The organism is Halomonas smyrnensis AAD6, assembly GCF_000265245.1.
Taxonomy (GTDB): Bacteria; Pseudomonadota; Gammaproteobacteria; order Pseudomonadales; family Halomonadaceae; genus Halomonas; species Halomonas smyrnensis.
The window spans coordinates 265,692-291,626 of the sequence record NZ_AJKS02000003.1; the positions used below are offsets into that span (position 1 = coordinate 265,692).

At 68.7% G+C, this 25,935-nt stretch carries 20 protein-coding genes and 5 tRNA genes; 14 read left to right on the forward strand and 11 right to left on the reverse strand.

Annotation, left to right across the window (positions count from 1 at the left end):
* Positions 1-38 precede the first annotated feature (38 nt).
* The 5 genes from UYS_RS0205410 (at position 39) to UYS_RS0205430 (ending at position 3,816) form a co-directional block, all read left to right on the forward strand.
* A complete protein-coding gene (locus tag UYS_RS0205410) occupies positions 39-980 on the forward strand; it encodes a ribose-phosphate pyrophosphokinase (RefSeq protein ID WP_026068372.1) in 942 nt (313 codons plus the stop codon).
* 123 nt (positions 981-1,103) lie between these two features.
* Positions 1,104-1,757 (forward strand): 50S ribosomal protein L25/general stress protein Ctc, encoded by a 654-nt coding sequence (locus tag UYS_RS0205415; protein ID WP_016854490.1) that lies wholly within the window; start codon positions 1,104-1,106, stop codon positions 1,755-1,757.
* Positions 1,758-1,912: 155 nt separating this feature from the next.
* The gene (gene pth, locus UYS_RS0205420; RefSeq protein ID WP_016854491.1) at positions 1,913-2,497 is read left to right on the forward strand and encodes an aminoacyl-tRNA hydrolase; all 585 of its coding nucleotides are present in this window, start codon (positions 1,913-1,915) and stop codon (positions 2,495-2,497) included.
* A gap of 94 nt (positions 2,498-2,591) precedes the next feature.
* Positions 2,592-3,683, forward strand: coding sequence for a redox-regulated ATPase YchF (gene ychF / locus UYS_RS0205425; protein WP_016854492.1), 1,092 nt, complete (start codon positions 2,592-2,594; stop codon positions 3,681-3,683).
* A gap of 56 nt (positions 3,684-3,739) precedes the next feature.
* Positions 3,740-3,816: transfer RNA gene (locus tag UYS_RS0205430), tRNA-Met, on the forward strand.
* A gap of 116 nt (positions 3,817-3,932) precedes the next feature.
* Here UYS_RS0205430 and UYS_RS0205435 read toward each other — a convergent pair.
* Complete coding sequence (locus UYS_RS0205435; RefSeq protein ID WP_016854493.1) at positions 3,933-5,231, reverse strand: M18 family aminopeptidase; 1,299 nt, start codon at positions 5,229-5,231, stop codon at positions 3,933-3,935.
* A 137-nt stretch (positions 5,232-5,368) separates the two neighbouring features.
* On the opposite strand from UYS_RS0205435, the gene UYS_RS0205440 reads away from it, so the two are divergent.
* A complete protein-coding gene (locus tag UYS_RS0205440) occupies positions 5,369-7,423 on the forward strand; it encodes a carboxy terminal-processing peptidase (RefSeq protein ID WP_016854494.1) in 2,055 nt (684 codons plus the stop codon).
* A 188-nt stretch (positions 7,424-7,611) separates the two neighbouring features.
* On the opposite strand, the gene UYS_RS0205445 is transcribed toward UYS_RS0205440, so the two are convergent.
* The 5 genes from UYS_RS0205445 to UYS_RS0205465 form a co-directional block, all read right to left on the reverse strand.
* A tRNA-Asn gene (locus UYS_RS0205445) sits at positions 7,612-7,687 on the reverse strand.
* 75 nt (positions 7,688-7,762) lie between these two features.
* Positions 7,763-7,838, reverse strand: a tRNA-Asn gene (locus UYS_RS0205450).
* A gap of 62 nt (positions 7,839-7,900) precedes the next feature.
* Positions 7,901-7,976: transfer RNA gene (locus UYS_RS0205455), tRNA-Asn, on the reverse strand.
* 135 nt (positions 7,977-8,111) lie between these two features.
* Positions 8,112-8,188: transfer RNA gene (locus tag UYS_RS0205460), tRNA-Met, on the reverse strand.
* Positions 8,189-8,280: 92 nt separating this feature from the next.
* A complete protein-coding gene (locus UYS_RS0205465; protein ID WP_016854495.1) occupies positions 8,281-9,219 on the reverse strand; it encodes a choline ABC transporter substrate-binding protein in 939 nt (312 codons plus the stop codon).
* Between the two features lie 160 nt (positions 9,220-9,379).
* On the opposite strand from UYS_RS0205465, the gene betI reads away from it, so the two are divergent.
* The 4 genes from betI to UYS_RS0205490 all read left to right on the forward strand — a co-directional run bounded on the left by betI (position 9,380) and on the right by UYS_RS0205490 (position 16,048).
* Entirely contained in the window at positions 9,380-10,012 is a 633-nt protein-coding gene (betI, locus tag UYS_RS16955; RefSeq protein WP_192813914.1) for a transcriptional regulator BetI, read from the forward strand.
* 12 nt (positions 10,013-10,024) lie between these two features.
* Complete coding sequence (betB, locus tag UYS_RS0205480; RefSeq protein WP_016854497.1) at positions 10,025-11,491, forward strand: betaine-aldehyde dehydrogenase; 1,467 nt, start codon at positions 10,025-10,027, stop codon at positions 11,489-11,491.
* Between the two features lie 276 nt (positions 11,492-11,767).
* On the forward strand, positions 11,768-13,459 hold the full coding sequence (betA, locus tag UYS_RS0205485) for a choline dehydrogenase (RefSeq protein ID WP_016854498.1): 1,692 nt from the start codon (positions 11,768-11,770) through the stop codon (positions 13,457-13,459).
* Positions 13,460-13,600: 141 nt separating this feature from the next.
* A complete protein-coding gene (locus UYS_RS0205490; protein ID WP_016854499.1) occupies positions 13,601-16,048 on the forward strand; it encodes an acyl-CoA dehydrogenase in 2,448 nt (815 codons plus the stop codon).
* 83 nt (positions 16,049-16,131) lie between these two features.
* Here UYS_RS0205490 and UYS_RS0205495 read toward each other — a convergent pair whose 3' ends face one another.
* From UYS_RS0205495 to UYS_RS0205505, 3 genes are all read right to left on the reverse strand, one after another.
* The gene (locus UYS_RS0205495) at positions 16,132-18,003 is read right to left on the reverse strand and encodes an SLC13 family permease (RefSeq protein WP_016854500.1); all 1,872 of its coding nucleotides are present in this window, start codon (positions 18,001-18,003) and stop codon (positions 16,132-16,134) included.
* A gap of 111 nt (positions 18,004-18,114) precedes the next feature.
* Positions 18,115-18,687: a carboxymuconolactone decarboxylase family protein gene (locus UYS_RS0205500; RefSeq protein ID WP_016854501.1), complete on the reverse strand. Its 573-nt coding sequence runs from the start codon at positions 18,685-18,687 to the stop codon at positions 18,115-18,117.
* 14 nt (positions 18,688-18,701) lie between these two features.
* The gene (locus tag UYS_RS0205505; protein ID WP_016854502.1) at positions 18,702-20,030 is read right to left on the reverse strand and encodes an aspartate aminotransferase family protein; all 1,329 of its coding nucleotides are present in this window, start codon (positions 20,028-20,030) and stop codon (positions 18,702-18,704) included.
* Positions 20,031-20,182: 152 nt separating this feature from the next.
* Here UYS_RS0205505 and UYS_RS0205510 point away from each other — a divergent pair, with 152 nt between their 5' ends.
* Entirely contained in the window at positions 20,183-21,100 is a 918-nt protein-coding gene (locus UYS_RS0205510) for a MurR/RpiR family transcriptional regulator (protein ID WP_016854503.1), read from the forward strand.
* A 73-nt stretch (positions 21,101-21,173) separates the two neighbouring features.
* Here the strand turns inward: UYS_RS0205510 and UYS_RS0205515 are convergent, their stop codons facing one another.
* A complete protein-coding gene (locus UYS_RS0205515) occupies positions 21,174-22,151 on the reverse strand; it encodes an NADPH:quinone reductase (protein ID WP_016854504.1) in 978 nt (325 codons plus the stop codon).
* Positions 22,152-22,320: 169 nt separating this feature from the next.
* Between UYS_RS0205515 and azu the strand changes: the two genes are divergently transcribed.
* On the forward strand, positions 22,321-22,794 hold the full coding sequence (azu, locus tag UYS_RS0205520; protein WP_016854505.1) for an azurin: 474 nt from the start codon (positions 22,321-22,323) through the stop codon (positions 22,792-22,794).
* Between the two features lie 37 nt (positions 22,795-22,831).
* On the opposite strand, the gene UYS_RS0205525 is transcribed toward azu, so the two are convergent.
* On the reverse strand, positions 22,832-23,416 hold the full coding sequence (locus UYS_RS0205525) for a hypothetical protein (protein WP_016854506.1): 585 nt from the start codon (positions 23,414-23,416) through the stop codon (positions 22,832-22,834).
* A gap of 229 nt (positions 23,417-23,645) precedes the next feature.
* Between UYS_RS0205525 and ugpB the strand changes: the two genes are divergently transcribed.
* Positions 23,646-24,962 carry a sn-glycerol-3-phosphate ABC transporter substrate-binding protein UgpB gene (gene ugpB, locus UYS_RS0205530; RefSeq protein ID WP_016854507.1) on the forward strand — a complete coding sequence of 439 codons (1,317 nt, stop codon included), beginning with the start codon at positions 23,646-23,648 and terminating at the stop codon, positions 24,960-24,962.
* An 86-nt stretch (positions 24,963-25,048) separates the two neighbouring features.
* A complete protein-coding gene (gene ugpA, locus UYS_RS0205535) occupies positions 25,049-25,924 on the forward strand; it encodes a sn-glycerol-3-phosphate ABC transporter permease UgpA (protein ID WP_016854508.1) in 876 nt (291 codons plus the stop codon).
* The last annotated feature ends 11 nt before the right edge of the window (positions 25,925-25,935 follow it).

Consider the following 25,935-nt stretch of genomic DNA (forward strand, 5'->3'; position numbering starts at 1 on the left):
CAAACCCTGATGACCCAACACTGCAAAGGTGGCTGCGCGTGTCTAAATTGATGGTTTTCGCCGGGAACGCCAATCCCGAACTCGCCCAGAAGGTTGCCGAGAGCCTGGATACCCGGCTTGGCAACGCAACGGTCGGCCAGTTCAGTGACGGCGAAGTTGCGGTCGAGATCAACGAGAACGTGCGCGGCAAGGACGTCTTCGTCCTGCAGCCCACCTGTGCCCCGACCAACGACAACCTGATGGAAATGGTGCTGATGGTGGACGCCCTGCGCCGGGCCTCCGCCACTCGTGTCACCGCCGTGGTGCCCTACTTCGGCTACGCCCGTCAGGACCGTCGCGTCCGCTCTGCCCGCGTGCCGATCTCGGCCAAGCTGGTGGCCGACATCATGGTCAAGGCCGGCGTCGACCGCGTCATGACCATGGATCTCCACGCCGACCAGATCCAGGGCTTCTTCGACGTGCCGGTGGACAACGTCTACGGCTCACCGATCCTGCTCGACGACATCGAGCGCCAGAACTACGACGACCTGGTGGTGGTCTCCCCCGACGTGGGCGGCGTGGTACGTGCCCGGGCCATCGCCAAGCAGCTCAACGCCGACCTGGCGATCATCGACAAGCGCCGCCCCCAGGCCAACCAGGCCCAGGTGATGCACATCATCGGCGACATTCAGGATCGCACCTGCGTGGTGGTCGACGACATGATCGATACCGCCGGCACCCTGTGCAAGGCCGGCGAGGCGCTCAAGGAGCACGGCGCACGCCGCGTGGTGGCCTACGCCACCCACCCGATCCTGTCCGGCCCGGCCGTCGACAACATCTCCGGCTCGGTGCTGGATGAGCTGGTCGTAACCGACACCATTCCGCTGACCGAAACCGCCCGCCGCAGCGGCAAGATCCGCCAGCTGAGCGTGGCCGGCCTGATCGCCGAGGCGATCCGCCGGGTCAGCAACGAGGAATCCGTCAGCGCCATGTTCCACTGACGACACCGTCGTCGGCGCATCGCGCGGATAGCGTGCCCCGGTTCGCCGGGGCGACTGGAAACCACCGCTCAGTCTGGTCGCGGACGACGGTGGTTTCCTGACTTTCTACCAAGAGGCAACATCATGTCCGAATACACTCTCACAGCGAACGTGCGCAACGACCTGGGGAAAGGTGCGAGCCGCCGCCTGCGTCGTGCGAACGAGCAGGTCCCGGCCATCATCTACGGTGGTGAGCAGACCCCGCAGCCGATCGCCGTCGACAAGACCGCCTTCTACAAGGCGCTCGAAGACGAGGCGTTCTTCGCTTCCGTGATCAACCTCGAGCTGGACGGCAAGCCGCAGCAAGTCGTAGTCCGCGACCTGCAGCGCCACCCGTACAAGCCGCTGGTGACCCACGCCGACTTCATGCGCGTCGACGCCACTCACGCGATCACCATGCGCGTGCCGCTGCACGTGCTGAACGCCGAGACCGCACCGAGCATCAAGGACGAGGGCGGTGAACTCCACGTCCTGTCCAACGAAGTCGAAGTCAGCTGCCTGCCGAAGGACCTGCCGGACTACCTGGAAGTCGACGTCGCCAACGTCGCTCTGGGCAGCACCCTGCACCTGTCCGACCTGAGCCTGCCGGCCGGCGTGACCTCCGTCGAGCTCAGCCACGGCGAAGACCACGACCAGGCCATCCTGAGCATCACCGCGGCCAAGGTCAGCAGTGAGCCCGAGGAAGGCGAAGAAGGCGAAAACGGCGAGTCCGCCGAAGGCGAGGACAGCGCCGAGTAAGTCCGGCACTGTTCAGGGCCGCGCCACCGGCGCGGCCCTCGTCCTTCCGATCAAGCGCTCCGGCGCTTGATTTTTTTTGTGGCCCGCCCGCCCCTGCGGCACCGCCACCGGGGCGACGCCACATCGTTTCGGATGATTGTTTGGAGGCAGTGAAGATGAGTCAGGTCAAAGCCATCATCGGACTGGCCAACCCCGGCACCGAGTACGAGGCCACCCGCCACAACGCCGGGGCCTGGCTACTCGAGGCCCTGCTGCGCCGGGCCGGCGGCGAGCTGCGCGCGGAGAAGAAGTTTCTCGGCCGCCATGCCCGCATCCACCTCGACGGGCAGGAGCTTCACCTGCTCGAGCCCACCACCTTCATGAACCGCAGCGGCGGCGCCGTGGCGGCGATGGCGAAGTTCTTCAAGCTCGCCCCCGACGAGCTGCTGGTCGCCCACGACGAGCTCGACCTGGATCCCGGCACCGCCCGCTACAAGACCGGCGGCGGCCACGGCGGCCACAACGGCCTGCGCGACATCATCCAGGCGCTGGGCAACGACAAGGGCTTCCATCGCCTGCGGATCGGCATCGGCCATCCCGGCGACGCCCGCCAGGTGACCAACTACGTGCTGGGCCGCCCCGGCAAGGCCGAGCGAGGCGCCATCGATGCCGCCATCGACGAGTGCCTGGCCACCCTGCCCCAGGCCGTGAGCGGCGACTGGACGAAGGCCATGCAGCGGCTGCACAGCTTCAAGCCCTAGGCATTGCCCGAAGGGTGCCGGCTTACAGCCGCGCCGTTATCTCGTAGAATAGCGGCCAATCACACGCCTCGAACTCTCTTTCCAGGAAGATCCCATGGGTTTCAACTGCGGTATCGTCGGCCTGCCCAACGTCGGCAAGTCCACCCTCTTCAATGCCCTGACCAAGTCGGGCATCGACGCCGAGAACTTCCCGTTCTGCACCATCGAGCCCAACGTCGGCATCGTGCCGATGCCGGACCCGCGCCTCGACCGGCTGGCGGAGATCGTGAAGCCCGAGAAGACCATCCCCACCACCATGGAGTTCGTCGACATCGCCGGACTGGTGGCGGGCGCCTCCAAGGGCGAAGGCCTCGGCAACCAGTTCCTGGCCAACATCCGCGAGACCCAGGCCATCGCCCACGTGGTGCGCTGCTTCGATAACGACAACGTCATCCACGTGGCCAACGAGGTCGATCCGCGCGCCGACATCGAGACCATCAACCTCGAGCTGGCCCTGGCCGATCTGGACACCGTCGACCGCGCCATCCAGCGCCTGGTGCGCGTGGTCAAGGGCGGCGACAAGGAAGCCATCGCCACCAAGGCGATCCTCGACCGCATCCAGCCGCACCTGGCAGAGGGCCAGCCGCTGCGCAGCTTCGGCCTCGACGACGACGAGAAGCAGCAGCTCAAGAACTTCGGCTTCCTGACCCTCAAGCCGACCATGTACATCGCCAACGTCAACGAGGACGGCTTCGACGACAACCCCTATCTCGAGGTGGTCAAGCAGATCGCCGCCGAGGAAGGCGCCGTCGTGGTCCCGGTGTGCAACCAGATCGAGGCCGAGATCGCCGAGCTCGACGACGAGGAACGCGCCATGTTCCTCGACGAGATGGGCATGGAAGAGCCCGGCCTCGATCGCGTGATCCGCGCCGGCTACGAGCTGCTGGGCCTGCAGACCTACTTCACCGCCGGGGTGAAGGAAGTCCGCGCCTGGACCGTCAAGATCGGCGCCACCGCCCCGGAGGGTGCCGGCGTGATCCACACCGACTTCCAGAAGGGCTTCATCCGCGCCGAGGTGATCGCCTATGACGACTTCGTCTCGCTGGGCGGCGAACAGGGCGCCAAGGATGCCGGCAAGTGGCGCCTGGAAGGCAAGGACTACGTGCTCAAGGACGGCGACGTCGTGCACTTCCGCTTCAACGTCTAACGCAGAAAAAGTTTGACGACACGGGGCGTTATCCGTAATATACGCCTCCGTTGTCCGGCTACGTAGCTCAGTTGGTTAGAGCACATCACTCATAATGATGGGGTCCCCTGTTCGAGTCAGGGCGTAGCCACCAAACACCGAAAAGCCCGCCTGGTTCGCCAGGCGGGCTTTTTTCGTTGGCGGGACTGTTTGGCAGATTGGCAGACCATTCTCCCACCGACGCCCGAAGGCGCCGGCGGTCACGAGGCCTCAGGGCAGCTCGCGGCGATCGACGAAGGCGGTCAGTACCCGGGTCAGGTGAGCCACATCCCTGGCGCCCGCGGTCTCGCGGATCGAGTGCATGGCCCACTGGGGCACGCCCACGTCCAGGGTCGGCACGCCGAGCTCGGTGGCGGTGATCGGACCGATGGTGCTGCCGCAGCCCATGTCGGCACGGGTGACGAAGGTCTGCACCGGCACCTCGGCCTCCTGGCACAGCGCCCGGAACAGCGCCGCGGTGGCGCTGTTGGTGGCGTAGCGCTGATTGGCATTGACCTTGATCACCGGCCCCTCGTTGAGGGCCGGGCCATGAGCGGCGTCGTGCTTGTCGAGGAAGTTCGGGTGCAGCGCATGGGCATTGTCGCAGGAGATCATCCGCGAGGCCTGGATCAGACGGATGACCCCCTCCTCGCTGGCGTCGCCCAGCTGGGCATTGACCCGCCGCAGCACGTCGCCCAGGAAGGGCCCCTGGGCGCCGCAGGCGCTGGCACTGCCCACTTCCTCATGATCGTTGGCCACCAGCACCGCCCCTTGCGTCCCGTCCGAATCGAGCAGGGCCTCGAGGCCGATAAAGCACGACAGCAGGTTGTCTAGCCGCGCCGAGGCGATCAGCTCGCCCTCCACGCCGACCCGGGCCGGCGGCTGCATGTCGTGGAAGCCGAGCTCGAAGTCGACGATCTCGACGCCGTCGAGGCCATGCTCGGCCGACAGCCAGCTCCGCAGCAGCCGATCCAGGTCGGCCGACTCGCCGCCCTGGAGGAAGACCGGCGCCATCTGCGTCTGGGCATTGATCGCCCGACCGCTGTTGGCCTCGCGATCGAGATGGATCGCGAGGCTGGGGATGATCGCCACCGCGCGGTCGACGTTGAGGAGCACGCCTTCCAGGCGGCCGTCGGGGTGGCGCACGTGAACCCGGCCGGCGAGGCCCAGGTCACGGTCGTACCAGGGCGCCAGCAACGCCCCACCGTAGACCTCGACGCCGAGCTGCAGCCAGCCGGCGGAGGTCTGGGGCGCATGGGGCTTGAGGCGCAGCCCGGGGCTGTCGGTGTGGGCGCCGATCATGCGCAGCGCCGACAGCGGCTCGCTCGGCAGCTGCAGGGCAATGATCGAGGAATCGTTGCGCGTCACGTAGACCCGCTCGCCGGGCGTCAGCTGCCAGGCCTGGGTTTCGTCGAGGCGGCGGAAGCCGGCGGCCTCGAGGCGCTCGGCCATGTTGGCCGTAGCGTGCCAGGGAGTGGGCGAACGGCGCAGGAAGTCGAGCAGTCGCTCGAGCAGGGCATCCTGGGGCATGGGACTCCTCTCGGTGTCGCATCTTGGGGGCATGGGACTCGACCGAGCTGCTACAATGGCCTTTCTGTCCGTGCAACTCGTGAGCCGAATCACGGTCTGGACGCTAGAGTGTACATGAATCCGGGAGTGCTTCATCGATGAGCCTGAATGTGACCCTGGGTCGTACCGCGGCCCTGGCCCTGCTGCTGGGCACCGTCCCGGCCCAGGCGGCGATCACCGCCACCGACGCCCAGCGCGAGGCCGCGGTGGAAGTCGCCGAATCGCTGCGCTACGGCCACTACGCGGATATCAGCTTCGACGACGACTGGTCAGAGCAGGCCTTCGACCGCTACCTGGACCTGCTCGATGGCCAGCGCGCCTACCTGCTGGCCGGCGACGTCGATGACTTCGCGGCGCTGTCGACCACCATGGACGACGCCATCCTCGACGGCGACCTCAGCCGCCCCTACGCCCTCTACCAGCGCTATCACGAGCGCGCCGAGGCACGCCTGGAATGGCTGCTGGAACGCATCGACGCGGGGCTCGACTTCGACTTCGACGGCAATCGGCGCATGGCGCTGGACCGCGAGGACGCCGCCTGGCCGCAGCGCGAATCGTCGCTGGACGAGCTGTGGCAGAAACGACTCGAGAACGCCGCCCTGACGCTGTCGATCAGCGACCAGAGCCCGGAGGAAGTCGAGGAGACCCTCCACCAGCGTTACGAGAACCAGCTGAACCGCCTGCGCCAGACCAACGCCGAGGACGTCTTCGGCCTGATGATGGCCGCCGTGACCGGCAGCATCGACCCCCACAGCGAATACCTGTCGCCGCGCCAGAGCGAATCCTTCGACATCCAGATGCGCCTCTCGCTCGAGGGCATCGGCGCCCTGCTCCAGGCCGACGGCGAGTACGTCAAGGTCGCGAGCCTGGTGCCCGGCGGCCCCGCCGAGAAGGCCGGCGTGCTCAAGCCCGCCGACCGCATCGTCGGCGTCGGCCAGGAGGGCGAGGAGATGGTCAACGTGGTCGGCATGCGCCTCGACGACGTGGTCGACATGATCCGTGGCCCCAAGGGCTCGGTGATACGCCTCGACGTGGTGCCCGCCCAGGCCGTCGACACCACTCGCTCCGAGGTCGTCGAGATCACCCGTGATACGGTCAAGCTCGAGGACCAGGCCGCCCAGAGCGAGGTCATCGAGGTCGAGCGCGAGGACGGCGTGCATCGTCTGGGCGTCATCGAGGTGCCGGCCTTCTACGTCGACTTCGACGCCTGGCAGGCCGGCGAACCGGACTACCGCAGCACCACCCGTGACGTGGCCAAGCAGGTCGAACGCCTCAAGGACGAGGACGTGGAAGGCATCGTGCTCGACCTGCGCAACAACGGCGGCGGCGCCCTTCAGGAGGCCAACTCGCTGATCGGCCTGTTCATCGACCGTGGCCCCACCGTCCAGGTGCGCGATGCCGAGGGCCGCATCAGCCTCTACGGCGATACCGACAGCGGCACCCTCTACGACGGCCCGCTGGCGGTGCTGGTCAACCGGCTCTCGGCCTCGGCCTCGGAGATCTTCGCCGGCGCCATCCAGGATTACGGCCGCGGCCTGGTGGTCGGCGGCGACACCTTCGGCAAGGGCACCGTGCAGACCCTCGACGAGCTCAACCACGGCCAGCTCAAGCTGACGCGCGCCAAGTTCTACCGCATCTCCGGCGAGAGCACCCAGCATCGCGGCGTCACGCCCGACATCAGCTTCCCGAGCCTGATCGATCCCGAGATCATCGGCGAGAGCAGCCTCGACAACGCCCTGGCCTGGGATCAGGTGCGCAAGGTGCAGTATCGCCGCTACGGCGAACCGGAGCGCTATCTGGACACCCTGCGCCAGCGCCATCGCCAGCGCGCCGATGCCCACCCCGACTTCCACTACCTGGAGCGCGAGGCCGAGCTCGCCGACCGCCTGCGCGAGCAGCACACCAGCGTCAGCCTCAATCGCGAACAGCGTCAGCGCGAGGCCGAGGCCCAGGAGGCCGAACAGCTGGCCCTGGAGAACCAGCGCCGCGAGGCCCTGGGGCTCGAGCCGCTGGAAGAGTGGGCGGATGCCCGGGACGAGGACACCGAACAGGCGCAGCCCATCGACCGCGCCCAGGTGATGGAGAGCGCCGAGATCCTGCTCGACTACGCCCGCCTCGATCACGGCCTGCGACTCGCCGACTACCACGACTGACCCCCCCCCACCTCACCGAGCCATACACGACGCCGGGCCATGCGCCCGGCGTCGCCGAACACGACGCCGAGGTAACGGCCAGACACGACGAATGCCGGCGGAAAGCCGGTAGCATCACGAGGCGATCGGGAAAGGCGTGGAGCGGAAGATTCAGGACATCAGCGCAGGCATGGCTGAAGAACAAGCATTGGCTCCCCGAACAGGACTCGAACCTGTGACCCAATGATTAACAGTCATTTGCTCTACCAACTGAGCTATCGGGGAACGACTTGTGTGCCCGGACGGGCTGACCTCAGGGGCCTGATGGCCGGAACCTGACGGTCTGGAAGAGGTAAAAGGTGGCTCCCCGAACAGGACTCGAACCTGTGACCCAATGATTAACAGTCATTTGCTCTACCAACTGAGCTATCGGGGAATGACCTTTTTTACCGTTCGACGCCTCTCAGCGCCGCCGTGCTCGTTGCTCTGGGAAGAAGCTGGCTCCCCGAACAGGACTCGAACCTGTGACCCAATGATTAACAGTCATTTGCTCTACCAACTGAGCTATCGGGGAATGGCCTCGAGCACGGTGCGTAGTATACGGATCCGCTTGTGAACGTCAAGAGCCAAAACCCTCACACGCCGCTCGCACCGCCGGAAAGCAAGACGCCCGCCGGGCGATGTGCCGGGCGGGCGTCTCATGCTGTCCTGGTGGCTACGCCCTGATTCGAACAGGGGACCCCATCATTATGAGTGATGTGCTCTAACCAGCTGAGCTACGTAGCCATTTTTCATCTCGGGAGGGATGCCCCCGACGACGGATGCAGATTATGCACGGCGGCCCGCCCCAAGGCAAGCCCGCCATGCGACAGGCCGCATCAGAGAGACAGCGCCTCCTTGACCGCGGGCAGCCCCGGCTCGCCGTCGGCGGTGGTCACGCCGTCGAGCCAGCCCTCGAGCACGTCGGGATGTGCCTGGAGATAGGCCCGGGCCGCATCGCGCGGATCGCTGCCCTCGTCCATGATCTCGCCCATCAGCTGGTTCTCCATCTCCAGGGTGAAGGAGAGATTGCTCAGCAGCGACCCGACGTTGGGGCAGGCCTCGGCGTAGCCGGCACGGGTATTGGTGTAGACGGTGGCACCGCCCAGGTTCGGGCCGAAGTAGTCGTCGGCGCCCTCCAGATAGGCGATGTCGAAGTTGGTGTTCATGGGATGCGGCTCCCAGCCGAGGAACACCATCCACTGCTCGTTCGGCTCGCGGGCGCTGAGCTCGGCCAGCATGCCCGCCTCGCTGGAGTCCACCAGCCGCCAGTCGCCCAGGCCGAAGGCGTCGTCGTCGATCATGTCCTGGATCAGCAGGTTGCCGTCGTTGCCGGCCTCGATGCCGTGCAGCGTTGACGCGAAGCGGTCGGCGTGAGCGTCCAGATCGGCCACCGAGGTGACGCCGGCGTCATACACGTACTGAGGCACTGCCAGGGTGTACTTGGCGCCCTCCAGGTTGGCGCCCAGGCGATCCACCTGTCCCCGCTCGACGTAGGGGTCACTGATCGACGCCATGGACGGCATCCAGTTGCCGAGGAAGACATCGAAGTCGCCGTTCTTCATGCCGGAATAGGCGATAGGCACCGAGACGGTATCGATCCGGGTCTCGTAGCCGAGTGTCTCGAGCACCTCGGTGGTCAAGGCGGTGGTCGCGGTAATGTCGGTCCAGCCCACCTCGGCGAAGCGGACGGGCTGACAGCCCTCTTCGGCGGCCAGCAGCGGCGAGGCGGAAAGCGCCAGCGCGGTGGAGGCCAGGCCCATGGTCATCTTGTTCATTGCATCGCTCCCTTGAGTGGATCGCGCGTATTATTGGAGGAAACATCGTGCTCGCCATTTTTATTGATTGAACGTTCAATAAAAAAATGGCAAGCTATCGCTATCTTAACCATGTCGAATGCCATGGTAGCAAGATGCTCTCGGGAGAGGAGTCAACGCAGTGCCCAAGGTCGGAATGGAACCCATTCGTCGCCAGCAGCTGATCACGGCCACCATGGCGGCCATCGACGAAGTCGGCCTGGCCGACGCCACCGTGGCGCGCATCGCCCGCCACGCAGGCGTCTCGGCCGGCATCATCAGTCACTACTTCGGCGGCAAGGACGGCCTGCTGGAAGCGACGATGCGCCAGATCCTCAATGATCTGGGCGAGGCCGTCTCGCGTCGACGCAAGGCGCTGACCACCGACGCGCCGGAGGCCCACCTGGCGGCGATCATCGACGGCAACTTCGATCGCACCCAGGTCTCCGGCCCGGTGGCCAAGACCTGGCTGGCCTTCTGGGCCAGCAGCATGCACCGCCCCGCCCTGGCGCGCCTGCAGACGGTCAACGACCGGCGCCTGTACGCCAACCTCAGCCACGAGTTCCGGCGCCTGCTGCCCAACAAGCACAAGGCCCGTGACGCCGCCCGCGCCCTGGCCGCCATGATCGACGGCCTGTGGCTGCGCGGCGCCCTCGCCCCCGAGGGGCTGGACAGCGACCGCGCCCGGCGCCTGGCCCGCGACTACCTGGAGCAGCTGCTCAAGGCCTACGGCCTCGGCGCTCGCTCTTCCGAATCCCTATCACTCGAGTCCTGACTGGAGGTTTCCATGACCCACGCAATCGAATCCCTGTACATCGACGGCCGCCGGGTGGATGCCACCTCCGGCGAGACCTTCCCGGTCGTCAACCCCTATGACGGCAGCACCCTGGCCGAGGTCCAGCAGGCCAGCGAGGCCGACGTGGACGCCGCCGTCGCCGCCGCCCGCCGCGGCCAGCGCGTCTGGGCCGCCATGACCGGCATGGAGCGCGGCCGAGTGCTGCAGCGCGCCGTGGCACTGCTGCGCGAGCGCAACGACGAGATCGCCGACCTGGAGAGCCGCAACACCGGCAAGCCGGTCAGCGAGACCCGCGAGGTCGACATCGTCACCGGCGCCGACGTGCTCGAGTACTACGCCGGCCTGGCCCCGGCTATCGAGGGCAGCCAGGTCCCGCTGCGCGACACCTCCTTCGTCTACACCCGCCGCGAGCCGCTGGGCGTGATCGGCAGCATCGGCGCCTGGAACTACCCGATCCAGATCGCCTGCTGGAAGTCCGCCCCGGCCCTGGCCGCCGGCAACGCCGTGGTCTTCAAGCCCAGCGAGGTCACGCCGCTGACCGCCATGGCGCTGGCCGAGATCTTCACCGAGGCCGGCCTGCCCGACGGCGTGTTCAACGTGGTCCACGGCGACGCCCGCGTCGGCCAGCTGATCACCGGCCACGGCGACATCGACAAGGTCTCCTTCACCGGCGAGGTAGGCACCGGCAAGAAGGTGATGTCCGCCTCCGCCGCGTCCAGCCTCAAGGACGTGACCATGGAGCTGGGCGGCAAGTCGCCGCTGATCGTGTTCGACGACGCCGACCTGGACCGCGCCGCCGACGCCGCCATGATGGCCAACTTCTACTCCAGCGGGCAGATCTGCACCAACGGCACCCGGGTGTTCGTGGCCAGCGCGGTCAAGGAGGCCTTCGAGGCCAAGATCGCCGAGCGCGTGGCCCGCATCAAGGCCGGCGATCCGATGGATCCGACGGTCAACTTCGGCCCGCTGGTGAGCTTCGAGCATCAGGAGAAGGTGCTGTCCTATATCGCGCTGGGCAAGCAGGAAGGCGCCCGGGTGCTGGCCGGCGGCGAGGCCTGGGACCAGGGCGAGTGGGCCAACGGGGCCTGGGCCGCGCCCACCGTGTTCACCGACTGCAGCGACGAGATGCGCATCGTGCGCGAGGAGATCTTCGGCCCGGTGATGTCGATCCTGGCCTTCGACGACGAGGAAGAGGTGATCCGCCGCGCCAACGACACCGCCTACGGCCTGGCCGCCGGCGTGTTCACCGAGGGGCTGAACCGCGCTCACCGCGTCATCCACCGGCTGGAAGCCGGCATCTGCTGGGTCAACACCTGGGGCGAGTCCCCCGCCGAGATGCCGGTGGGCGGCTACAAGCAGTCCGGCGTCGGCCGCGAGAACGGCGTCGAGACCCTGGCCCACTACACCCAGACCAAGTCGGTGCAGGTCGAGATGGGCGCCTTCGAATCGGTGTTCTAAGACCGGCGTAGGACCCGGGGAGGTAAGGCGCTTCCCCGGGGACGGCTCTGCGAGGAGGCGCTGTGAACCCTTCCCTGGGCGCTACCGACGCCATCCCTGGCGTAGGACCTCCTCTTCGAGCCGCCCCCGGCGCGCCTTACGCCCGGCGTCGGAGACGTCCCCTCCGACCCCCTTTCAAGAGCATGACCGGAACGCGGGACCACCGGCGTTCCCGACCGGCGAGCGGCGCCCCAGCCGCTCGCCACGAGACCCTTTTGACTGTTTCAGGGAGGCTCCATGTCGCAGTCCCGTGAGTTCGATTACGTCATCATCGGCGCCGGTTCGGCCGGCAACGTCCTGGCCACCCGCCTGACCGAGGACCCGAACGTCAGCGTGCTGCTGCTCGAGGCCGGCGGCAAGGACCACCGCTTCGACTTCCGCACCCAGATGCCGGCGGCGCTGGCCTATCCGCTACAGGGCAAGCGCTACAACTGGGCCTTCGAGACCGACCCCGAGCCGCACATGGACGGCCGGCGCATGGAGTGCGGCCGCGGCAAGGGCCTGGGCGGCTCCTCGCTGATCAACGGCATGTGCTACATCCGCGGCAACGCCCTGGACTACGACAACTGGGCCAAGCGCTCAGGCCTCGAGGACTGGACCTATGCCGACTGCCTGCCCTACTTCCGCAAGGCCGAGACCCGCGACATCGGTCCCAACGACTATCACGGCGGCGACGGCCCGGTCAGCGTGACCACGCCGAAGGACGGCAACAATCCGCTGTATCACGCCTTCATCGAGGCGGGCCAGCAGGCCGGCTATCCGGCCACCGAGGACGTCAACGGCTATCAGCAGGAAGGCTTCGGCCCCATGGACCGCTTCGTCACCCCGAACGGTCGCCGCGCCTCCACCGCTCGGGGCTATCTGGACCTGGCCAGGCCGCGTCCCAACCTGACCATCGAGACCCGCGCCACCACCGACGTCATCACCTTCGAGGGCAAGCGCGCCACCGGCGTGCGCTACGAGCGTGGCGGCCAGCCCCAGGAGGTCAAGGCGCGTCGCGAGGTGCTGCTGTGCGCCGGCGCCATCGCCTCGCCGCAGATCCTGCAGCGCTCCGGCATCGGCCCGCAGGACCTGCTCGACGAGCTCGGCATCACCCCGGTGCAGGTCAACGAGAACGTCGGCCAGCACCTCCAGGACCACCTGGAGATGTACATCCAGTACGAGTGCAAGAAGCCGATCTCGCTGTATCCGGCGCTGAAGTGGTACAACCAGCCGAAGATCGGCGCCGAGTGGATGCTGTTCGGCACCGGCGTGGGCGCCAGCAATCAGTTCGAGGCCGCCGGCTTCATCCGCACCCGCGACGAGGAGGAATGGCCGAACCTGCAGTACCACTTCCTGCCGATCGCCATCAGCTACAACGGCAAGAGCGCGGTGCAGGCCCACGGCTTCCAGGCCCACGTCGGCTCCATGCGCTCCGAGAGCGAGGGCCGGGTGCGCCTGACCTCGCTGGATCCCAAGGCCGCGCCCTCGATCCTGTTCAACTACATGTCAACCGAGAAGGACTGGCAGGAGTTCCGCGACGCCATCCGCCTGACCCGCGAGATCATCGAGCAGCCGGCCATGGACGAATACCGCGGCCGCGAGATCTCCCCGGGGCCGGAGGTGAAGACCGATGCCGAGCTCGACGCCTTCGTCCGCGAGCACGCCGAGACCGCCTACCACCCCTGCGGCAGCTGCCGCATGGGGGACGGCGACGACGCGGTGGTCGACGGCGCCGGCCGGGTCCACGGCGTGGAGGCCCTGCGGGTGGTCGACGCCTCGCTGTTCCCGGTGATCCCCACCGGCAACCTCAATGCGCCGACGATCATGCTGGCCGAGAAGATGGCCGACAAGATCCGCGGCCGCGAGGCCCTGCCGAAGAGCGACGCCCCCTACTACGTCGCCAACGGCGCCCCCGCCCAGCAGGAGCCGCAGCGCCGCACGGCCTGACCGCGCCTCCGGCAGCACCAGGACGCCCCGCCTTCGAGCGGGGCGTCCTGCGTTGGACGATAGGGTATTGGCTGCGAGGCCTCCGATGAGCTAGGCTGAAGACATTCAAACAAGTGTTTAAATGTCACGGAGCCACCCACCATGCTGACCCTGATCCTGCTGCTGCTGGCCGTTGCCGGCCTGCTCATCGTGATGCGCCGGGAGGCCGGCGCCCTGCCCGCCCTCGGCGTCACCGGCCTGCTCGGCCTCGTCGGCCTGGCCACCGGCGCCGCGGTGATCGGCGTGCTGCTGCTGGTCGCCACCGCGGCGATCGCCGCCTGCGGCCTGCCTGCGCTGCGCCGCCGCTGGCTGACGCCGAGGCTGTTCGCCATGTTCAAGCGCGTGGCGCCGAAGGTCTCGGCCACCGAGCGCACCGCACTCGAGGCCGGCAGCGTGGCCTGGGACGGCGAGCTGTTCACCGGCCGCCCCGACTGGCAGCGGCTGCTCGACTATCGCGACGCCGGCCTGTCCGACGCCGAACGCGCCTTCCTCGATCACCAGTGCGGCGTGGCCGCCGGCATGTGCAACGACTGGGACATCGCCCGCGAGCGCGCCGACCTGCCCCAGGAGCTGTGGGACTACCTCAAGCGCGAGCGCTTCTTCGGCATGATCATCCCGCAGCAATACGGCGGCCTCGGCTTCTCCGCCAAGGCCCAGTCGATGGTGCTGCAGAAGCTCTCGGTCAACGAGACGCTGATGGTCACCGTCGGCGTGCCGAACTCCCTCGGCCCGGGCGAGCTGCTGCTCAAGTACGGCACCGAGGAGCAGAAGAACCACTACCTGCCGCGGCTGGCCGACGGCCGCGAGATTCCCTGCTTCGGCCTGACCGGCCCCCGCGCCGGCAGTGACGCCACCTCGCTGCCCGACATCGGCACCGTGGTGCGCCGCGAGATCGACGGCGAGACGGTGCTGGGCCTCGAGCTGACCTTCGAGAAGCGCTGGATCACCCTGGCGCCGATCGCCAGCGTGGTCGGCCTGGCCTTCCGCCTGTTCGACCCCGACCACCTGCTCGGCGAGGAGGAAGACCGCGGCATCACCCTGGCGCTGGTGCCCCGCGACACCGAGGGCATGCAGATCGGCCGCCGCCACCATCCCATCGGCAGCCCCTTCCTCAACGGCCCGATCAAGGGCGAGAACGTCTTCGTGCCGCTGTCCACCATCATCGGCGGCGAGGCCATGATCGGCCAGGGCTGGCGCATGCTGGTCGAGTGCCTGTCGGTGGGTCGCTGCATCACCCTGCCCTCCGGCGCCACCGGCACCGCCCGCTACGCCCTGGGCTGGAGCGGCGGCTTCGCCCGCATCCGCCGCCAGTTCAACGTCCCGGTGGCCGAGATGGAAGGCGTCCAGGAGCCGCTGGCCCGCATGGCGGCGCTCGGCTACATCGCCCAGGCCGCGGTCTACCAGACCGCCAACACCATCGACCACGGCGAGAAGCCGGCGGTGCCCTCGGCGATCCTCAAGAGCCAGCTCACCGAGTTCCAGCGCGTGATCCTGGCCGACGCCATGGACATCCACGGCGGCAAGGCGGTGACCCTCGGGCCGCGCAACTACCTCGGCATCGGCTACAGCGCCAACCCGGTGGCGATCACCGTCGAGGGCGCCAACATCATGACCCGCAACCTGATGATCTTCGGCCAGGGGGCGATCCGCTGCCATCCCTACGTGCTGGAGGAGCTGGCCGCCAAGGACGCCGACGACGTCAACGCCTTCGACAAGGCCTTCTTCGGCCACGCCGGCCTGATCCTCGGCAACGCCGCCCGCGCCCTGACCCAGGGTCTCGGCATCGGCCAGCGGAGCGTCCCCTTCGACGGCGTCGCCGCCCCCTACGCCAAGGAGATCGCGCGGCTCTCCGCCGGCTTCTCGCTGACCGCCGACGCCGCCATGGCCAGCCTCGGCTCGAAGCTCAAGCAGCGCGAGATGCTCTCCGCGCGCCTCGGCGACGTGCTGTCCAACCTCTATCTGGCCAGCCTGATGCTCAAGCAGTGGCAAGAAGGCGAGAAGGTCGAGCAGGAGGACGCCCTGCTCCACTACGCCGCCCGCTTCCTGCTGGGCCGCGCCGAGCAGGCCTTCGATGAGCTGTTCGACAACCTGCCGAACCGCGCCCTGGGCCGCATGCTGCGCATCGTGGTGATGCCCCGCGGCCGCCGCTGGTCGCGCCCGACCGACGACCTGACTCGCACCATCGCCCAGGCCGTGACCCGCGACAGCGCCCTGCGCCGGCGCCTGCTGACCAACACCTGGGACGCCGACGACGGTCCCCAGGACAACCCGCTGGCCCGCTACAACGCCCTGCTGGCCACCCAGGAGCGCGCCGAGGCGCTGTATCGCACCGTCGGCAAGGCCCACGCCAAGGGCGAGATCCCGGCCGAGGCCCTGCACCCCGAGCAGAAGGTCGATGCCGCCCTCGCCGCCGGCCTGATCAGCGAGGAGGATGCCACCTTCATGCGCCAGCGCGAGGCCGAGGTGCTGGACATGCTCACCGTCGACGACTTCGACTACGACGCCTTCGTCACCGACAAGAGCAAGGTGCTGCGCCACCATCCGGCCTGATGCCTCCCCGTTCGTCCATGACCACGCCCCGGCCTTCGCCGGGGCGTCTTTCTTGCCACCCCGGCAAGGGCCGGTCCCGGCCGCTACGGCGGCCAGACGATCAGGATCAGCGGGATCGCCACCGCCATCACGGCCAGCGACAGCGGCAGGCCCAGCCGCCAGTAGTCGCCGAAGCGATAGCCGCCGGGGCCCATCACCAGGGTGTTGGTCTGATGCCCGATCGGCGTCAGGAAGGCGCAGGAGGCACTGACCGCCACCGCCATCAGGAAGGGATCCACCGAGGCCTCGAAGCCCGCGGCCAGGCTCGCCGCGATGGGCGCCATCAAGAGCGCCGCGGCGGCGTTGTTGATCACGTTGGACAGCAGCAGGCCGAGCACGAACAGCCCGGAAAGCGTCAGCGCCACCGGCCAGTCGCCGCCCAGCGCCAGCAGCGTCTCGGCGATCAGCGCCGCCCCGCCGCTGGTCTCCAGCGCCTGGCCCACCGGGATCATCGCGCCGAGCAGCATGATCACCGGCCCGTCGATGGCCTGGTAGGCCTCGCGCAGGGTCAGCACGCCGGCCAGCAGCGAGGCCAGGGCCGCGCCGCTCAGCGCCACCGCGGCGGGCAGCCAGTCGAGCATCATCGCCACGATCGCCGCGGCGAAGATCGCCACCGACAGCAGCAGCCGGCGCGGCTGGCCCAGGGCCAGGTCGCGACTGGCCAGCGGCAGGCAGCCCAGCGTCGTCAGGCTCTCGCCGATGTCGCCCTCGCCGCCCTGCAGCAGCAACACGTCGCCGGCGCGAAAACGGATGTCCCGCAGCCGCTGCCGGAGCCGGCCGCCGTCCCGGGCCACCGCCACCAGATGCAGGCCGAACTGGTTGAGCAGGCGCAGCTGGCCGACCGTGCGGCCCTGCATCATCGAGTCGTTGCGCACCACGGCCTCCACCAGCTGCAGGCCCTCGGTGTCCGTCGCGACCTTGCCGTGCCTGTGGCTCCTGCCGTGCTCTTCTTCCTCGCCGTCCTCGCCATCCTTGTCGGCCTGCTCACTCTCCTCGGTGTCCTTGGCTTCCTGTTCGGCCTCCTGCTCCGCCTCGGCGCCCACCGCCAGCCCGGCCTTGTCCTCGAGCAGCACCATCTCCTCGGGGCCGGCCTCCACCAGCAGGATGTCATGTTCACGAAGCGTACCGAGGAAGGTGTGCCCGGGATGACGCCGCTCGTCGCGCACCACCGCCAACACCGGGATCGGCTCCTCCACGGCCTGGTGAAGGTCGCGCAGCGACCAGCCCACCGCCTTGCCGTCCTCGGGCACGCGCAGCTCGACCAGGTAGTGGGCGGTGTCGAACATCGCGTCCATCGACGCCTGGCCGGCCCGCTGGGGCACCAGGTAGCGGCCGGCCAGCACGATCACGACGAGCCCCGCCAGCGCCACGCTGGCGCCGACGGGGAAGAAGTCGAACATGCCGAAGCCCTCGCCGGTCAGCGTGCGGCGGTAGGCGGAGATGATGATGTTGGGCGGCGTACCGATCAGGGTGGTCAGGCCGCCGAGCAGCGAGCCGAAGGCCAGCGGCATCAGCAGCAGCGACGGCGGGGTGTCGTGCTCACGGGCCAGACGCAGCGCCACCGGCAGCATCAGCGCCAGCGCGCCGACGTTGTTCATGATGCCGGAGAGCACCAGCACGGTGCCGGAGAGCACCAGGGTCTGCAGCATGATCCGGTCGCCGACCCGCAGTGCCTGCTCGGCGATCAGGTCGACCAGCCCCGAACGCTCGAAGCCGCGGCTGAGCACCAGCACCGCGGCGACGGTGATCACCGCCGGATGGCCGAAGCCGGCGAAGGCGCCCTCGGCGGGCACCAGGCCAAGTCCCACCGCGGCCAGCAGCGCCGCCAGCGCCACCAGGTCGTAGCGGAAGCGGCCCCAGACGAAGGTCGCCAGGGTCGCGCCGAGCAGGAGAAACACCTGGGTGCTGTCGGCCATGACGGCTCACCTCCCTGTGCTGGAACAGGCGCGTCGAGGCTCGCAACGCGCTGTCTTCAGCATCGTCGCTAACGCGTGCGGATACCAGCGAGAGGCGAGACGCCCGCCGCTTCAGTCCGACATCGGTGGCTCGGGAAACGGCAGCGGGCCGTCGCCGCGACGCACCTCGAAGACGTTGAGGGTCATGGCCACGAAGGCGTAGTAGCCGAAGACCCCGACCAGCTCGACCACCGCCGGCTCGCCGAAGGCCGCCACCGCCTCGGCGTAGAGCGCCTCGTCGACGCGCCGGGTGGTGTAGAGCGTCTTGCCGAGGCGATAGACCAGCGCCTCGTCGTCGCTCGCGAAGGCCGGCTCGCGGCCCGCCTGGAGGGCCTCGATCACCGCCTCGTCGACCCCGGCGTCGCGGGCGATGGGCGCGTGGATCTGCCACTCGGCCTGGGACTGCCACCAGGCCGCGGTGAAGAGGATCGCGAGCTCCGTGAGCCGCAGCTCGAGCCGGGTGCCATAGCGACAGAAGGCGCCGAGGCGCTGGGCATGGTCGGCCAGTTCCGGGCTGTGGATCCAGGCCAGGAAGGGGCCGTCCAGGTTGCCCCGGGGGCCGCTCAGGATGGCGTCCAGCACGCGGCGCTGCTCGGGGGCCATGGTGGCCTCGTCGAGGGAAGAGAGGCGGGAGTCGATCGACATCGGGCGAGGCTCCGTTACGAGTGGATGAGGACGCGCGCCAGGGCGGCGTCGAGCTTGTCGACGATCTCGTCGAGCTGGCCGTCCTCGAGGATGAAGGGCGGCGCCAGCAGGATATGGTCCCCCTGGCGGCCGTCCAGGGTCCCGCCCATCGGGTAGCACATCAGCCCCTCGTCCATGGAGGCGCGCTTGACCGCCGCGTGCAGCTTGCGCTCGGGGTCGAACGGGGTCTTGGTGTCCCGCGCCGCGACCAGCTCGAGGCCGCGGAAGAGCCCCCGGCCGCGGATGTCGCCGACGTGGGGATGGTCGCCGAAGCGGTCCTCGAGGCGCCGCTGGAGACCGTCGCCCAATTGCCGCACGCGGGGCAGCAGGTCGCGGGACTCGATGGCGCGCTGCACGGCCAGGGCCGCGGCGCAGGCGGTGGCGTGGCCGATGTAGGTATGGCCGTGCTGGAAGAAGCCCGAGCCCTCGGCGATGGCCGAGCGGATGCGCTCGCCGACCAGGGTCGCGCCGATCGGCTGATAGCCGGCGCCCAGCCCCTTGGCGATGGTCACCAGGTCCGGCGCCACGCCCTCCTGCTCGGCGGCGAACAGGCTGCCGGTGCGGCCCATGCCGCACATCACCTCGTCGAGGATCAAGAGGATGCCGTGGCGATCGCAGATCTCGCGCACGCGCTTGAAATAGCCCGGCACGGCGGGCACCGCGCCGAGCGTCGCGCCGACCACCGGCTCGGCGACGAAGGCCATCACGTTCTCCGGCCCCAGGCGCTGGATCTCGTCCTCGAGTTCCTGGGCCAGCCGCTCGCCGTAGGCCTCCGGCGTCTCGCCCGCGGCCTGGCCACGATAGGCGTAGCAGGGGCTGACGTGGCTCACCTCGACCAGCAGCGGCTCGAACTGCCGCCGGCGCCAGGCGTTGCCACCGGTGGCCAGCGCGCCGAGGGTGTTGCCGTGGTAGCTCTGGCGCCGGGCGATCAGGTGCCGGCGCTGGGGCTCGCCACGCTCGATGAAGTACTGGCGCGCCAGCTTCAGGGCCGCCTCCACCGCCTCGGAGCCACCGGAGACGAAGTAGACCGAGGAGAGGCCCGCCGGCGCCCGCTCGACCAGGAAGTCGGCCAGCGCCTCCATCGGCTCGGTAGTGAAGAAGGAGCTGTGGGCGTAGGCCAGCTGGCCGACCTGCTTGCGCACGGCATCGATCACCTCGGCGTCGCTGTGCCCCAGGCAGGAGACCGCGGCACCGCCGCAGGCGTCCAGGTAGCGCCGCCCCTCGGCGTCGATCAGATAGGCGCCGTCGCCGCCGACGGCGGTGGGATAGGAGTGAGACAGGTGACGATGGAAGACGTGGCTCATGCGACCCTCCCCGGGCCATTTTGCAAACACATTTGCCATTCTGGTTAAACGCAAAGATATTTGCAACAAGTGCCGTCACCACCCTGACGCCGGGTGCCGCGGCCGCTACAATGCCCTGCCCTACTTCGCCGCGATCGGAGCCCACGCCCCTCATGACCGCCACCTCGCCTTCCCGCCCGGATGCACGCCTCGAGACGCTCGACGACCTCGAGCGCCTGCTCGCCGACCTCGAGGCGGGCGACGCCGCGCTGCGCCTGGGCCGGCGCTCGCGGCAGGTGCTCTCGGCGCTGGTCGGCATGCCCCAGCAGGCCGCGATGTCGTCGATCAGCGATCTGGCGTCGCGCCTCGGCGTCAGCCCCTCGACGCTCTCGCGACTGGCCCAGCGCCTCGGCTTCGAGGGCTTCGCCGGCCTCCAGGCGGTGTTCCGCCGCCACGTCACCGAGGGCCGGCACTTCTACAGCGAACAGGTCTCGCGGCTGCTGGAGGGCGAGCAGGACGACGACGCCCTCGGCCGGCTGGCCCGGCTGGGCCGCCAGGAGAGCGCCAACCTCGGCGAGCTGGTGGCGGGGGTGGACGGGGAGGCCTTCGGCCGCGCCGCGCGGCGGCTGGTGGATGCCCGGCGGGTGAGGATCCACGGCCGCCGCCAGTTCGCCTCGCTGGCCTCGTTCATGGCCTACGGGCTCGGCATGCTGCGCCCCGACGCGGCCACCCTGGACGCCGCCGGCCACGGCATCGCGGACGCCCTGGCCCAGCTCGACGACAACGACGCGCTGGTGGTGATGAGCGCCTTCCCCTACACGCCCAGCGTGCTGACCGCCGCCCGGGTGGCGGCCCGCCAGGGCGTGCCGGTGATCGCGCTGACCGATGCCGCCGGCTCGCCGCTGGCGCGCGCCGCCGACGAGCGCTTCACGGTGCCCAATCACAGCCTGTTCTTCAGCAACGGCATGTGCGCCTTCATGCTGCTGGCCGAGGGGCTCTTGAGCGAGGCGGCGAGCCTGCTGGGCGAGGACGGGCTGGCCTCGCTGGAGCGCCGCGAGCGGATGATCGACGAGCTCGGCGACGCGCTGTAGCGGACGCTCTCCCCAGAACGACGACGGCCCCGCGTCCGGAGAGACGCGGGGCCGTCGGCAGAGGCGCCAACGCCTAGGGGATCAGCACGGTCGAGCCGGTGGTCTTGCGGCCCGCCAGCGCCTGCTGGGCCTGGGCCGCCTCGGCGAGCGGATAGCGCTGGCCGATGTCGATCACGACCTCGCCGCTTTCGATCCGCGCGAACAGGTCGGCGGCCATGGCCTCGAGACGCTCGCGGGTATCGGCATAGCCGTTGAGGCTGGGGCGGGTCACGAACAGCGAGCCCTTCTGGTTGAGGATGCCGACGTTGACGCCCTCCACGGCGCCCGAGGCGTTGCCGAAGCTGACCATCAGGCCGCGCTTCTTCAGGCAGTCCAGCGAGGTCTCCCAGGTGTCCTTGCCCACCGAGTCGTAGACCACGTCGCACATGGCGCCGCCGGTCAGCTCGCGGACCCGCTCGACCACGTCCTCGCGGGTGTAGTCGATGGTCGCCCAGGCGCCGTTCTTCTCGGCCAGCGCCGCCTTCTCCGGCGAGCTCACCGTGCCGATCAGCTTCACCCCCAGCGCCTTGGCCCACTGGCAGGCGATGGAGCCGACCCCGCCGGCCGCGGCGTGCCACAGGATGGTCTCGCCGCCCTGGAGCGGGTAGGTCTGGCGCAGCAGGTACTGCACGGTGAGGCCCTTGAGCATGGCCGCCGCCGCGGTCTCGGCATCGATGCCCTCGGGCAGCACCACCACCTTGTCGGCCGGCAGCACGTGCTGTTCCGCGTAGGCCCCAAGCGGGCCCTGGGCATAGGCCACCCGGTCACCCACGGCCAGGTGGGTGACGCCCTCGCCCACGGCCTCGACGATACCCGCGGCCTCGGTGCCGAGCCCCGACGGCAGCGACGGCGCCGGATACAACCCGGTGCGGAAATAGATGTCGATGAAGTTCAGGCCCACCGCCTGATGGCGGACCCGCACCTCGCCGGGCTTCGGCTCGGCAGGCGTGTCGTCGACGAACTCGAGGACCTCGGGACCGCCGGTGCGGGCAAACTGGATGCGCTTGGCCATGTTGGATATCCTGAATCCGCTAATGAATGGTCGTCCAGTCAAACGCTCCCTCAGTGCCCGGTCAAGCACCCCGGCCTCCGACAAGGCTTGACAGCCATGGAAGGCTCGGCGAAGAATGCCAAACTGTATACAGAAACATCATCAAAGTGACGACATAAAGGATTCCAGCATGAAGGCTATCCAAGCGACCTGGCTGCTCGCCGCCACGGCCCTGGCCACCACCCTGGCCGCCTCTCCCGCCATGGCGCAGGACGACGACAGCTGTCAGCTGACCATCGAGGGCAACGACCAGATGCAGTTCAACCAGGACGCCATGAGCGTGCCGGCCGGCTGCGATGAGGTCACCGTGACGCTGGAGCACACCGGCCAGATGCAGGCCAGCGTGATGGGCCACAACTGGGTGCTCAGCGAGACGTCCGACGTTCAGGACGTGGCCCAGGCCGGCATGAGCACCAGCCTCGAGAGCGACTACCTGCCGGCGGACGACGACCGCGTGCTGGCCGCCACCGACGTCATCGGCGGCGGCGAGAGCACCAGCGTCACCTTCTCCACCGAAGGCCTGGCCGGTCGCGACCTGACCTTCTTCTGCTCCTTCCCGGGCCACTCCAGCATCATGAAGGGCACCTTCACCGTCGAAGGCTGATCCCGGCGCGCGCCGCCAAGGCGGCGCGCCTCCCGCCTCAGTGCCGCGCCGACAGCGTCGCGGGGAAGTTCTCCAGGCCGTTCACGAAGCGCTGCTTGTAGTCGTCGAACTGCGCCCGGTCGCGCTTGAACGACTGCACCACGCCCTGCTCGTCCACCGTCAGCGTGCGCGGCAGATCGTCGAGCCCGGTGGCCGGATGGCGCTTCGACAGCCCGATGCGGACCCCGGCCTTGCCGCTGAACCAGCGCTCGATGCCGGCCTCGCGGAAGCGGGCTTCCTGCGTCTCGTCGGTGGCGTCCACGCGCAGCGGCGCGCGCATCGCCAGCTCGCCCACCAGCTTCATGGCCGGCGCCTTCACCGTCTCGGTGTCGAGATCCGCCAGCTGCATGACGGTCATGCCCTCACCGGATTCATCCAGCGCCAGCAGCGCCAGCGCCAGCGGCTTGCCCTGATCGTCGGCCAGCGCCAGCAGACGCGCGGCCTCCTGCGGAAACAGCACGCCCGTCACCCCGGCGAAGGTCACCAGCGGCGCGATGCCGGCGTCCTGGCCATAGGCCTCGGCGCACAGCCGCGCCAGACAGGCCTCACGCTGGGCCGCGTTCTTGATATGCACCACTTTCATCGCTACCGGCTCTCCTTCATGGCTGCCTTCGATGCCCGGCCCGACCGAGCCTGAAAGCGCGCAGCCTAGCATAGACGCGCCCTTCGCTCTCGCCCCGCTCGACCCCGGGCAGGCAAACGGTCACGGGGCTGTCATCGAGTTTTTCTAATGTGTTGTCGCTCGCAGGCCGTCGGCGCATGCACGGCGCGGGCCTTCTCTCAACCAAGACTCGATGGACAAGGAGATTCCGATGCCACGCCTGTACGCCGGAGCACTGACCCTGGGAATGGCCGCCGCCGGCCTGTCGCTATCCGCCCACGGGGCCACCGAGATCGCCTGGTGGCACGCCATGGGCGGCGAACTTGGCAACAAGGTCGACGAGATCGCCGCCGACTTCAACGCCTCCCAGGACGACTACGTCGTCGAGCCGTCCTTCCGTGGCAACTACTCGGAGACCATGACCGGCGCCATCGCCGCCTTCCGCGCCGGCGAGGCCCCGGCCATCGTGCAGATCTACGAGGTCGGCACCGCCACCATGATGAACGCCGAGGGCGCCATCCTGCCGGTCCACGAACTGATGAACGAGTCGGGCCAGGACTTCGATCCAGGCGCCTTTCTGCCCGCCGTGACCGGCTACTACACCGACGCCGACGGCCGCATGCTGTCCATGCCCTTCAATTCCTCGACGCCGGTGGTCTACGTCAACCGCGACATCCTCGACGAGGCCGGCGTGGACGAGGTGCCGACCACTTGGCAGGGGCTCGGCGAGACCCTGGGCCGAATCGTCGATTCGGGGGCCGCCGAGTGCGGCATGACCACCACCTGGCCGTCCTGGATCCAGCTCGAGAACTTCTCGGCGCGCAACAACCTGCCCTTCGCCACCGAGCAGAACGGCTTCGGCGGCCTCGAGGCCCGCCTGAGCATCGACGACACCGCCGCCGTCGATCACATCCAGCGCCTGGCCGACTGGCAGCAGAACGACCGCTTCGACTACGGCGGCCGCTTCGACGAGGCCGCCCCGGCCTTCTACACCGGCCGCTGCGCCATGCTGATGGCGTCCTCCGCGTCGCTGGCCGGCGTGCGCGCCAACGCCGAGGACTTCGACTTCTCCGTCGCCCCGCTGCCCTACGACAGCGAACGGGTCGACACGCCGCAAAACAGCATCATCGGCGGCGCCTCGCTGTGGGTGCTGGCCGGCAAGAGCGACGAGGTCTATCGGGGCGTGGCACGCTTCTTCGACTATCTCTCTTCCGCCGAGGTCCAGGCCGACTGGCACCAGTTCTCCGGCTACCTGCCGATCACCCAGGCGGCCTATGAACTCGGCCAGCAGCAGGGCTTCTACGAGCAGCATCCGGGCAGCGCCGTGGCCATCGAGCAGATGACCGGCGTCACGCCCACGGCCAATTCCAAGGGGCTTCGCCTGGGCAACATGCCGCAGATCCGCGACGTCATCGAGGAGCAGCTGGAGCGCATCTTCAACGGCGACGCGAGCGCCGAGGAAGGCCTGAGCGAGGCCGTGCGCCGCGGCAACGAGCTGCTGGAACGCTTTCAGCAGGCCAACGGCTGATCCGCCGGGCGTCACCGCTCCCTGGCCCATTGCCGGCACGCCGCCCGGGCGTGCCGGCCCCCTTTCCTCTCCAGCGATAGACGACCATGGCGACCTTCCGGCATCACCGCGTCACCCCCTGGCTGCTGCTCGCCCCGCAGCTGGCCGTGGTGGCGATCTTCTTCTTCTGGCCCGCCGCCCAGGCCATGCTCCAGGCCTTCTACGTCGAGGACCCCTTCGGCCTCGGCCGCACCTTCGTCGCCTTCGAGAACTTCGCCCGGGTGCTGGCCTCGGCCGAGTACTACCGCGCGCTGGGCATCACCGTGACCTTCAGCGTCGCCGTGGCGCTGGGCGCCATGGCGCTGGCGCTGCTGCTGGCGGTGCTCGCCGATCGGGTGATCAAGGGCGCCGGCGCCTACAAGACCCTGCTGGTCTGGCCCTATGCGGTGGCGCCCGCGGTGGCGGGCGTGCTGTGGGGCTTCATGCTCGACCCCGAACTCGGCCTGGTCAGCGCCGGCCTGGGCGCGCTCGGCATCGACTGGAACCACCGGCTCAACGGCGGCCAGGCCATGGTGCTGGTGGTGATGGCCTCGATCTGGAAACAGATGAGCTACAACTTCGTGTTCTTCCTGGCCGGCCTGCAGGCGATTCCCAGGAGCCTGCTGGAGGCCGCCGCCATCGACGGCGCCGGCCCCTGGCGGCGCTTCTGGACCATCACCTTCCCGCTGCTGTCTCCGACCGCTTTCTTCCTGCTGGTGATGAACAGCGTCTACGCCTTCTTCGAGACCTTCGGCACCATCGACGCCACCACCGCCGGCGGGCCAGGCGGCGCCACCCGCACCCTGGTCTACAAGGTCTTCGAGGACGGCTTCATCGGCTACGACCTGGGCGCCAGCGCCGCCCAGTCGGTGCTGCTGATGGGGCTGGTGGGTCTGCTCACCCTGCTGCAGTTCCGCTACCTCGAGCGCAAGGTCCAGTACTGACACCGGAGAGC